The organism is Dorea phocaeensis (assembly GCF_900240315.1).
Taxonomy (GTDB): domain Bacteria; phylum Bacillota; class Clostridia; order Lachnospirales; family Lachnospiraceae; genus Dorea_B; species Dorea_B phocaeensis.
In genome coordinates, this window is sequence record NZ_OEPZ01000003.1 from 424,064 (window position 1) to 435,699 (window position 11,636).

The following is an 11,636-nucleotide window of genomic DNA, read 5'->3' on the forward strand; positions in this document are numbered from 1 at the left end:
CTATTTTTCTTCTAAATTGTCAAATCTCTGTTTGAGACCTTTTGCATCACACTGCCCGAAACCCATTTGTATCATACGCCGATAATAGAAATCCTTTCTGGAACATCCGGCTCGTCCTCCACCAGCGCATGCACAGGCACATGCACATGCGCAGCCTCCGCCTCCGGAGCGTCCGTGTCCATAATAAGTACCGCTCCTTTTTACGTAAGCCGTCCCAAGACCAGAATGTCTTTCGTAATTATCTTTCTGAAACCATTTTTTCCGAAATGCATACATTACAACCGCTGTTAAGGGCAGCACTGCCATACATCCCCCAAACATAACGATTGTCATGACCATATCCGCCTGGCTTCCCTCTCTGGCCCTCTTGTTATAATCATCACAAAACGCATATTGATTTTTAGGATACTCCATCTTTATACTTATTTTTTCTCCCGGTTTAAGGTTGGAAAACCTTTCTATATACCACTTTTCTCCATTTAAACTGGTTTCCTCCATAGAAGAAAGCGTTCCTTCCTCTGCCTTCCAAGCAATTGCCAGCTCCTTAATTTCCATCTCATCAAACCACCCCGGCGTAAAAGTATAGCGGTAGGCATCCTTATCATTTTGATACATTTGATGCTGATGAATCGAAAATTTCATCCGAACCGACTCACCCTCCCTGTATTCCCGGTCAAGATCAATCCGAACATATTCTCCATCATCTACATAATAGGAAATCTCATCGATACTGCCGCTTAGCGGCGTGATCTCTTCTACATATTCATTCGGAATTCCGATCTTCACCCACTCAAGCGGCCCTTCACTGGTATCATCTAGTACCTTCCAATCAATTTCATATGTAATGTCAAGAGACCCATCATCCCGTGTTTCCAGCCAAATAGATTCCCTCTCGATCTCGTCAAGAGGCTGCTCTTTGGCTCTTGCATTTTGGCCAAACACAAAAAAACACAGACATAACATGAGAACTCTCAGACAGCTTTTTATCCATCTATTCTCTGTCCTCATGTATTTCCTCCTCCCAAAGCGGGCACTTCTTAAACATCTTTGCCGCATATTCCCGATATTTCCTGCATTTTGGATTTTTCCAAATCTTTTTCCAGTCATCCAGCAACATATCACCCAAAATCTCCCGATCCAGACAACTCTGACATGCTACCGCTTTTCCGTCCGGTGTCACTGCCATATTACTAAGTGCCGCTCCACAGGATGGCGTCTCCATTCCTCTTTCCTGAAAGAAGGACTCTGAAAGCCATCCCGGAGATGTAAACGTAATCTCCATCTGATTTTGAAAGCAAAATTCCGCGGCATCCCCTACACACCTGGCAATCTCTTCTTTAGACAAACGCATAGACGCCGATGCTTCTGTCTTTGCATTTCCCGTTGGTATCAACCCAGAACAGGTCACGTAGACAACGCCAAGTGACTTAAGAAACTTTACTGTTTCTACATAATCTTGATTTTGCGTGCACAATGGTGTATTCACATTAACAGACACCCCAGCGCTGACCGCATTTTTAATTCCTTCTACTGTTTGATCAAAATGCTTAGAACCTGTCAGGCAATTATGGATATCACGGTTATTTGAATATAATGTAATCTGGACATTATCTAGTTCTGCCTCCCGAAGTTTCTTACAATACTCTTTCGTCAACCTTATTCCATTCGTATTTAAACGAGTAATGAACCATTTCGCTTCTCCAATTAGCTCTGGCAGATCCTCTCTCATGGTCGGCTCTCCTCCCGTGAAAGTAAGCTGTACAATCCCTGCATTCCGGCACGCTTGGATTACCTTTTTCCACTCCTGTGTCGTCAGCTCTTTTGTCTCTGCATACTTCTGTCCCGCTGCATAACAATGCAGGCATTTCTGATTACAGTTCCATTTCCCCTCTTTTTCCATGGAACTCACCATCAAATCCATCCGATGAGGCGCCTTCATATAAGGCGCATATTCTCCAATACTCATTTGTCCAATCTTAAGTTTCGGCTCTCTTCCTCTTGCAATATCTTCAAAAACTCCCGCCATCTGATCCAGATCTTCCATCAGTCGTTCTCTGGAAGCAGACGGATATACCTTCTGAACCTCGTTGCACGTCTCGTCTAAAAACTCATCCAATTCCTCCTCCGTCATGGTTTTTTCCCCGTGTTCATTCAGATGCCGAATAAACTCAGTAAGCAAAATCGCCCAGGACTCATTAAGCGGCAGGATCTGATTCCCATTCAGAATTACCACCGACGGCACGAATTTCCACAAAGAAAATCTAGGTGGAATCAAATGAATCCGAATTGCCCCCGGGCCATCTGGATTCCATGTCGTATGTACCATTTCTTTCCAGTTTTTCCATTCATAATATTTTTCACGTAACATGAAACTCCTCCATCTTTATACCGCCAGATAAACCCAAAACCAAAACAGATACAACAAAATGTAAACGGCTGTCACAATCCAAACTCTGGTATATGTAACCTGCTTCACCTTCACTTCCAAATGCGGATATTCCTTCAGTTCTTCATCAAGCCTGGCTCTTGCTTTCCTTCCCCACTCTGTCCTGTGAAACATCGTAAAAAGAAACGTAAGCTGTAAAACAAGAGCCATAACCGTCATCATCATCATCTCCAACCCACCAATTGCCGCCAGCAAAAAGCCATGAATCAGCGCACAAACCAAAATCCATCTTCCACTCGTCTTACGCATTTTCGAAAAATAATAATTCCTATCAAGGATATCCTTCATTCGGTTCGTCATTTCCGGCAGCGGAACCGGAAATTTCTCATTTAAAAATGCAATACATTCCCTCTGTTTTCGTTCCCGTCTCTTCTCTCCAATCTCATACTGAAGCTTTAAAAATCCCTTTTCCCCAATCGGAATACAGAACATCTCTTTTCTGACCTGTATCCTTCTTGTTTGAAGTGTCATCAGGATCTCGTCATAGGGAATCACTTTTTTCTTCCAGCCGGCCACTTCAATCCGATCTTCATAAAACAGATACTCCTGCCGATCCAAATATTTTAAGATTCCTTTTTTCCCCAATTGCAGTCCCAGAAAAATAATTCCAAGAACGATAAGCCTTACCACCATCGCTCCACCTTCGCTGAAAAACAGAACCATTATAAGTAAAATACAGAATATCGTTCCCAGCGTTCCATTAAAAAATCTTCGGACTGCGTTTGTATTTCGATATGCTTTTACCACTGCCGTTTCCATTTGTGCCACCTCCTAGCTCATTATCCATATCTTATCATTTTTCCTTTAACCAGTCATCAAAAAAGACCTTCTGACATCGGAAATTTTCAAAAACAAAAATTCCCGATGAAAGAAGATCTGATCTTTCTTAACGAACAGTCTGTGCACAGCCTGTTCCAATATTCATTTTCCGAAATGCCTGTACTAATGCTCTCCCAAGAGCCGTCACCAGCACTGCCGCCGCAACCGCCTCTGGAATTCCCGACGCCGTTACCGTTCCCATAATCAGTCCCCATACGGCTGTAATACCAACCTCCTTGGCTTCTGCATACTGCTGTGCAAATAGTAAATAAATACTGCCCATAACAGAAATCGTATTTACCATAGAACCGACAAATCCTACTACCGGAAGTGCAATCCAGTTGTTTACATGCATCTTTTGTAAGAAATTCCACAACCATCCTGCCACTACTCCTATTAACACTCTACATCCGACTGAAATCCAGATCGCTTTCAGCGCTCCCGGTATCCCTGTCGTACTCATAAAAGGAGAGAATGCAAATGATAAAAGAGTCGGTGCCATCGTATTACTTATTAACGAACATACTCCAAATACCGCTCCCAACATTGCTCCTGCAGAAGGTCCTAACAAGATCGCTCCGATAATTACCGGAATGTGTACAGTTGTCGCCTTAATAATAGGGAGCTGAATCATTCCAAGCGGCGTATTTGCCAACACGATAATGATTGCTGCCATAAGTGCAACACTGACTAACCAACGAGTGTCGTGTTTCTTTGTTTCCATTATTCAATTCCTCCTTGTTATCATTCCCGCTAGGCGAGATACAATACAATTACTTTGCTAGTATAACATCTATACCTACTTATCAACAAGTATTATTTTTCAATTCTGTCCTTGAAAGATAACGAAAAACAGGATATAGTGATAATTAATGATTCTAACAATTCTAATAATTTTTGCAGGATTTTTTTGAATTTGACATTATATAAGAAAGGATTAAGTTGCTATGTTAACAGGAAAAACCATTCTTCTTGGGGTTACCGGAGGCATTGCCGCTTATAAAAGCGCATCCCTTGCCAGTCTCCTTGTCAAAGCCGGAGCAGAAGTCCGCGTTATTATGACGGAGAATGCCAAGAATTTCATTACTCCAATTACATTCGAAACTTTAACCGGACACAAATGTATCACTGATACCTTCGACCGAAATTTTGAATTTAGCGTAGAACATGTATCTCTTGCACAGAAGGCAGATGCCATTATGATTGCGCCCGCCACCGCCAATGTGATCGCTAAGCTCGCACATGGTCTGGCCGATGATATGCTGACAACAACCGTTCTTGCAAGCAAGGCTCCTAAGATCATTGCCCCGGCAATGAATACAGGTATGTATGAAAATCCTGTCACCCAGGATAACCTTGCTCTGCTTCAAAAGTACGGCATGGAAGTCGTCACTCCCGCAAGCGGACGCCTTGCCTGCGGAGATGTGGGTGCCGGAAAAATGCCAGAACCTGAGACATTGATTGAATATATCTATAAAGTCTGTGCCTGCAAAAAGGACATGACCGGAATGAAAGTTCTGGTCACAGCAGGCCCAACTCAAGAAGCTTTGGATCCTGTCCGCTACTTAACCAATCATTCTTCCGGAAAAATGGGATATAATATCGCAAAGATCTGTATGCTTCGCGGGGCAGATGTCACACTGGTAAGCGGCAAAACTGCACTGGCTGCACCAATGTTCGTCCGTACTATTCCTGTCACTTCTGCAAAAGACATGTTTGACGCCGTCACCTCCCATGCTCCAGAAATGGATCTTATCATCAAAGCGGCAGCTGTTGCCGATTACCGGCCAAGCCATATCGCCGATGAAAAGGTGAAAAAATCGGACGCAGAGCTTGCAATTCCTCTGGAACGCACTGACGATATTCTGAAATATCTGGGAGAGCACAAGCGGCCAGGTCAATTCTTGTGCGGATTTTCCATGGAGACCGAGAACATGTTAGAGAATTCGCAAAAAAAATTGCAGAAGAAAAATCTCGACATGATCGTAGCCAATAACTTAAAGATGGCAGGCGCTGGTTTCGAAACGGATACCAATATTGTTACATTTATTACCCCTGACACAGTTACAGAACTCCCCATCATGGGTAAAGATCAGGTGGCTTTCCGATTGATTGACAAGATTTTAGAATTAAAAACTTTCTAATAAAACAAATAAGGAGCTTTCTAATATGAACGAAAAACTTTCATTTTCAGAAATTAAAGAAGACGTTAAAAATGTCATCACCCGAAACGAATCGGGGATGACAATGAATCAGATTGCAGAGGAGCTGTCACTTTCTCTCGATTATATAGAAACCATTCTGACCTGCGCTCAGGGATTTATGGAAGATGACATGGAAGCAGTAGCTCATCTTGTAGAGATGAGCCTGTAGGCTCTATAATGTCGGAGGCCGCAAATTACATCGAATGACAATCTCTACTTTCGTCCCTTTGTTTTTTTCACTATAAATATCAAACTTTATCTTCTCATCAAAGAAAAGCTTCAACCGATGGCAACAATTATAAATTCCTATATGATCTACCACGGCCTCCTGCTCACTCAGAAATAATTTTTCTTTGATATTTTGAAGTATCTCTTCAGGAATTCCTACTCCGTCATCCTCCACCTTAATAATAACCGAATTTTTTTGCTTTTTACAAACAACCGAAATACTTCCCCCTTGTACTCTCTGTAAGATTCCATGCTCAATAGAATTTTCTACCAGTGGCTGAACAGAAAAAAAAGGTATTGAAAAATTTTTTAACATCTTTTCACAAGATACTTCGTACTTTATCCTTGACCCAAAACGAATCTTTTGAATAAATAAATATTTTTCTATATAATCAAACTCTTCTTCAATCGTTACATAAGTTTTTAAATTTCTTAAATTGTAACGCATCATTCCTGCAAAAGAATTTAACATTTTTTCTGCCTTTTCATATTGTTCTAATGCTACCATTCTAGATGCCGAATTAATTACATTAAAAATGAAGTGTGGTGTCACTTGTTTCTGCAGCATATTTAATTGTGCATCCTTCAACTGATTTTCTAATTCTGCCTGCTTTTTCTCATAAAGTAAAAATTTTTCCTGTGCTTGACGATATGCAAAATTCTGCAAAATATAATTAGAAATATTGGCTAGAGCAGTGGCAACCGCCTCAATCTGCTGTGGTGTTAGTGTTTTAATCCTTTTATAATATTCTGATAATTTTTTATCCGACAACCACCCTGAAACATTGGAATGAAAATCCTGTGGATAATATCCTTTTTCTGAACAGAATACTTGACCAGCCGTCACTGCTCCTGCATAACATCCATCACAAATTAAAGGGATCTCAATATTTACAAGCCCTGCATGACAGATATAAATACTTGGCTTTTGTGTCTTTAATGCAATATGCACTGCTTGACAATTAGATCTTGCACAGTACCTTGCACCCTCCTCTGTACCGTTTATCTGTTTACAAAAATCGGTAAAATTACTTCCTTCTCCGATGTGCTTTCCTTCCTTATCTATAAAAACAACACCAAAACCTGTCGCATACGCAAACGACTCCTGAATTTCCTGTTGAAATTCTTCGGTAACAATATCTCTCAAATCCATGTTATTTCTCACTTTCCTTTTTGTATTCCATCGGTGATTTTCCAACTAGGTTCTTAAACACTCTATTAAAATGAGAAATATTAATAAACCCACATTCCATTGCAATTTCCTGGATGCTCCGTTCTGCTTTTATAAGTAATCTTTTTGCATTATCAATTCTTTTTTTATTAACATAATTGCAAAGTGTACATCTCATTTCTTGGTTGAACATACGCGAAAGATATGTTGGACTAAAATGAGCAATGTTTGCTAACTCTTTAAGTGAAATAGATTCGTTATAATGTCTTTCAATATAATTAATAACACAATCTAAATTTTGATTCCCTAATTCCTCTTCTCTCTCCTCTATTTCCTCTCTCTTCTTTTTCTTCAAACATTTTTTGATTGTTTCTATAATAAATGTTTCCGAAGCCGGCTTTAATAAGTAGGCATCTACTTGATATTCAATCGCTTTTCTCGCAAACTCAAATTCTGCAAATGCAGTATTTAGAATAACACAGATATCTGGAAACCTTCTTTTCACCTCTTCTGCTACCTCAAGTCCATCTTTTCCGGGCATACAAATATCTAGAATAATCACGTCGGGATTTGTCTCCTCAACTATCCTTAAGACCTCTTCACCATTGGAAGCGGTCCCTACAACATGAAATTCTTCTGAGTGCTTCCGAAACATTTTATGTAAATATTCAATCTCTATTACCTCATCATCCGCAATGATCACTTTGAACATATAGTCACCACCTTATCTCGTTATTATAATATTACCACAATTCTTTGTCATAAACCAAAGAAAATAAAAACAATTTTAACAAATAATTTCATAAAATCAGCATACTTTGATATTTTTTTATCATATTCTTCGCCTTGCTTATCAACAATCCAATTTTATATAGACATTATCTATAAAGATATTTATAATACAAACAATTCATAATTTATCACATATATAAGGAGGTATATACGATGAGAGTAAACAACCGATACGTATCATTTTACTATGAGAATGATAACGACATGGGAGAAATTAAGATTGATCCCAAGAAAACAGCGCTTTTAGTTATTGATATGCAGCATGTTTTTATTACACGACCAACCTTAGAAAACCCCACCCCCGAAGAATTGGCCGAGGCGGAAAGATGGGAGCCGTTCTTCTCTAAGATTGATTCCGTCGTTGTTCCAAACAATCAAAGATTATTGCAGGCATTTCGTGATCGGAATATGAATATATGCTTTGCAAAAATCCAATGTCAGAAAAAAGATGGAAGTGATCGTTCTTTAGATCAGAAAGCAACCGGTTATAATGAGCTTCTTCTTCCTCCAGGAACACCTTCTGCTGAAATTGTTCCGGAATTAAAGCCACTTGACGATGAGATTGTCGTTACCAAAACTACCGATAGTGTTTTAGCTGGAACCAGTCTTAGACTATGGCTTAACAACATGGGGATTGACACCGTAGTTGTTACAGGTGTTCTTACTGATCAATGTGTATCTGGAACTGTACGCAGTCTTGCCGATGAAAGTTTTAAGGTATGGCTGATCGAAGATGCTTGTATGGCTTCAACGCAGAGAATTCAAGACAATGAATTAGAGATCCTAAATAATATTTATTGTCATGTTATCAACACAGATGAATTAATTGAGGCATTATCATAATATACTCATAAAAAGGAGGGATACTATGTCAGAACCTAAATTAAAACGTAATCTAAGTTTTGTCTCCATGGTTGCTCTTGCATCAGGTGCTGTCATCGGTGGATGGCTTGCGGAGGCACCTTATTGGTTTTCAGTAACTGGAGCTGGTGCAGCAATCATTTTCCCATTGCTTGCCATCCTTTTGATTCCAATTGGTCTTACATTCTCAGAATTGACTGCAATGCTTCCATTTGCCTCAGCAGTAGATATTTGGACAACAAATGCTTTCGGACATAAAGCTGGTTGGGCAGCTCAATGGATGATGTTTCTCGTTCAAGTTGTAGAACCACCAATGATGGCATTTATTTTTATTACCGCAATTAGTTACTTCGTTCCAATTCCAGAAGGAAGCTCTGTATACGTTGCAATTGCCATTGTTATTCTTTGGTATATTATTTCAAACTTTAACATTGGAATTACTGGAAAACTTGCGAATATCTTCTTTTTTACTATGATTATCGGATCTTTGATCGTAAGCTGCTCTCTATTCTTTAGTGGTCATTGGTCCGCATCAAATATTGTAGCCGATGGCGGATTATTCCCGAAAGGTTTCCATGGGGTCTTCATTGCTATGGCTGTATTTTCACTGAAATTTATCGGATTTGAGATGACTCCTACTATGATTGAAGAAACAAATTTCCCAGTTTCCAAAATGTGGAAAGTTATTTTGTCTGCACTCTTTGTTCCTGCAATCTTATACTTCGTCGTTGTCATGGCTATCGGAGGTATGGGACCATGGACAATGGTTCAAGAAATGGGCATGCCAGAGCCGGAATTTATAAAAATGTATTCTCTACCTCAGATTATTGCCATTATTGCAATTATATCTGGTATTCTTCACGCACTGACTACTTTAATGGGCTTTTGGACTTCATCTGCGCGTGTACTTTATGGTGCCGGCCAATTAAATCAATTACCAAAAGTATTTACAAAATTAAATTCAAAAGGTCAGCCTGTAGCTGCTAACACCGTTGTTTTAATCTTTACTATTTTCTTCTGCATTTTCAGTGGTGATAACTGGGTTCAGTACATCTACGCTGTATCTTGTGTTGCTGCGGGCCTAGTATACTTTGCTTGCTGTCTAGATGCTATGGTCTTACGCAAGAAACATCCAGAGTGGAAGCGTCCTTATAGGGCTCCTGGTGGAAATCTCCTGTTTATTGCTGGTATGATCATTTCCGTATGGATTATTATTGGATCTTGTATGGAACTAAACTTAGGAGGTTACATTTCCTTATTTGCTTACTGCGCAATTGGTCTTATTATGTTCCTATTAGTTGGGCGTAAAACAAAAGATGGTAAGCATGAATATGTTACACTGACACCCGAAGATATCGGAAAAGATTATTAAAAAACAAAATTATTTTAGGGTAGTATCAACTCTTACCTAAAGTGATACTACCCTCTTTTAGCCTTTCTCTTAAATCCCAAATAAATTCAAAAAATATACTCGCGAAATCTGTCCTTACTTTCCCATATAATGATATACATTTCTTTTTTTCCAGAAAAACCAAATAGATATAAATACCGTCAGACATTCTGCAACCGGCACTGCCAACCATACACCACTGTCACCTAAACCCTTTGGAAGCAATAAAATACACACAACCAGAAAACCGAAGGTCCGCAAAAAAGAAATGATCGCAGAAACTTTTCCATCAGAAAACGCAGTAAACATTGATGACGCAAATATATTAATCCCTGCAAAAAGGTAATTAAATGAAAAGAAGAAAAAACCTCCCACCGCTATGGCAAATGTCTCCGTGTGCCGCGGCGTAAAGATTGCCACGATCAAATCGGAACCTGCCAGCGCTATTACCGTAATAATTACAGAGGAAACAACAATGAATAACACGCATATTTTGTATATCCGTCTTAAAAGAGCTTCATTCTTTCTTCCATAATTAAAGCTGAACACCGGAGCTACTCCCATAGAGAATCCCATATAGAGTGCATTAAATAGAAATTGTCCGTATAATACGATCGTGATCGCAGCAACCCCCTTCTCTCCCATCAACTCCAGCATAATAATATTAAATAAATACGTAATTACCGCATTTGATAAATTAGTTACCATTTCAGAAGATCCGTTCAGACAACTGTCTTTTAATACTTTTATATCAAAGATCGGCTTCACAAAATGGAGCTCATTTTTCATAAAAAAGAAATAAAATAGACCTATTAATGCAGGTATCAACTGTCCCAATCCCGTTGCCAGCGCTGCACCTGAAATTCCCATATGTAAAGGTCCCATAAATATATAATCCAACACTGCATTCGTAATTCCACCGCAGATTGTCACTGCTAAACCAATGTGCGGTTTCCCTGCCGTAACAAAAAAAGTCTGAAATAACATTTGCATCATACATGCCGGAGAAAAATACAAAGAAATACTGAGATATGTGATACACTCTTCCTCAATTAACGGAGTAGAGCCAAGCATATTTACAATAGGTGTAATTGCCAGATTTCCTAAGATCATCGTTACTACTCCAAACAAAACGCCAATTATCACAAGCATAGAAAAGTTTCTTCTAGCTTCTTCTGATTTATCTTCTCCGAATTTCTTGGCAATTACAGCGCTTCCCCCGGATGCTAACATAATTCCAACAGCAATTAGTACATTTAAAACCGGAAAAACAATATTGATTGCCGATAATGCTTCACTGCCAACCAATCTGGACACAAAGATACCGTCTATAATCGTATATAATGACATAAATACCATCATAATCATAGACGGCAATGCGAATCTTAACAACGAAAATAATCTAAATTCCTGACTGATTGAATTACTCATAGTACCCCTCCTCATTTTATTTCATATGCAACTTTATATTATTCCATGTAAAATAAAGATATTTTTGGCCAAGTTATTACATAATATCATTATGAAAAACAGATGTCAATCAATATTTGCACACAAAAAAACAACCAGCTTCATGCTGATTGTCTTTAATGATGTACCTTCAAAACTGCATATAAGAAACGTTTTCATCCTTTTACCTATCACCTTGCTTGGTCATGCCCTCGACCGATTAGTAACAGTCAGCTACATGTGTTACCACACTTCCACCTCTGTCCTATCTACCTC

Annotated in this window: 11 protein-coding genes; 4 read left to right on the top strand and 7 right to left on the bottom strand. The window is 39.2% G+C overall.

From position 1 onward, the window contains the following. The 4 genes from C0979_RS09040 to C0979_RS09055 form a co-directional block, all read right to left on the bottom strand. Positions 1–1,008, bottom strand: a complete 1,008-nt coding sequence (locus tag C0979_RS09040; RefSeq protein WP_101695653.1) for a hypothetical protein — start codon at positions 1,006–1,008, stop codon at positions 1–3. Next, entirely contained in the window at positions 992–2,368 is a 1,377-nt protein-coding gene (locus C0979_RS09045) for a radical SAM/SPASM domain-containing protein (RefSeq protein ID WP_101695654.1), read from the bottom strand. Before C0979_RS09045 ends, C0979_RS09040 begins: the two co-directional genes overlap by 17 nt. Before the next feature lie 15 nt (positions 2,369–2,383). Then, positions 2,384–3,205 (bottom strand): hypothetical protein, encoded by an 822-nt coding sequence (locus C0979_RS09050; RefSeq protein WP_101695655.1) that lies wholly within the window; start codon positions 3,203–3,205, stop codon positions 2,384–2,386. Between the two features lie 127 nt (positions 3,206–3,332). Continuing rightward, positions 3,333–3,989: an ECF transporter S component gene (locus C0979_RS09055; protein ID WP_101695656.1), complete on the bottom strand. Its 657-nt coding sequence runs from the start codon at positions 3,987–3,989 to the stop codon at positions 3,333–3,335. A 223-nt stretch (positions 3,990–4,212) separates the two neighbouring features. On the opposite strand from C0979_RS09055, the gene coaBC reads away from it, so the two are divergent. After that, complete coding sequence (gene coaBC, locus C0979_RS09060) at positions 4,213–5,409, top strand: bifunctional phosphopantothenoylcysteine decarboxylase/phosphopantothenate--cysteine ligase CoaBC (RefSeq protein WP_101695657.1); 1,197 nt, start codon at positions 4,213–4,215, stop codon at positions 5,407–5,409. 25 nt (positions 5,410–5,434) lie between these two features. Next, positions 5,435–5,638 (top strand): hypothetical protein, encoded by a 204-nt coding sequence (locus C0979_RS09065; protein ID WP_101695658.1) that lies wholly within the window; start codon positions 5,435–5,437, stop codon positions 5,636–5,638. Between the two features lie 3 nt (positions 5,639–5,641). Here the strand turns inward: C0979_RS09065 and C0979_RS09070 are convergent, their stop codons facing one another. Continuing rightward, positions 5,642–6,850 (bottom strand): sensor histidine kinase, encoded by a 1,209-nt coding sequence (locus tag C0979_RS09070; protein ID WP_101695659.1) that lies wholly within the window; start codon positions 6,848–6,850, stop codon positions 5,642–5,644. Position 6,851: 1 nt separating this feature from the next. After that, positions 6,852–7,580, bottom strand: a complete 729-nt coding sequence (locus tag C0979_RS09075; protein ID WP_101695660.1) for a response regulator transcription factor — start codon at positions 7,578–7,580, stop codon at positions 6,852–6,854. Positions 7,581–7,813: 233 nt separating this feature from the next. Between C0979_RS09075 and C0979_RS09080 the strand changes: the two genes are divergently transcribed. Both C0979_RS09080 and C0979_RS09085 read left to right on the top strand, forming a co-directional pair. Further along, positions 7,814–8,503, top strand: coding sequence for a cysteine hydrolase family protein (locus C0979_RS09080; protein WP_101695661.1), 690 nt, complete (start codon positions 7,814–7,816; stop codon positions 8,501–8,503). A gap of 25 nt (positions 8,504–8,528) precedes the next feature. After that, positions 8,529–9,893, top strand: coding sequence for an APC family permease (locus tag C0979_RS09085; protein WP_101695662.1), 1,365 nt, complete (start codon positions 8,529–8,531; stop codon positions 9,891–9,893). A 114-nt stretch (positions 9,894–10,007) separates the two neighbouring features. Here the strand turns inward: C0979_RS09085 and C0979_RS09090 are convergent, their stop codons facing one another. Further along, positions 10,008–11,342 (bottom strand): MATE family efflux transporter, encoded by a 1,335-nt coding sequence (locus tag C0979_RS09090; protein ID WP_101695663.1) that lies wholly within the window; start codon positions 11,340–11,342, stop codon positions 10,008–10,010. Positions 11,343–11,636: the final 294 nt, after the last annotated feature.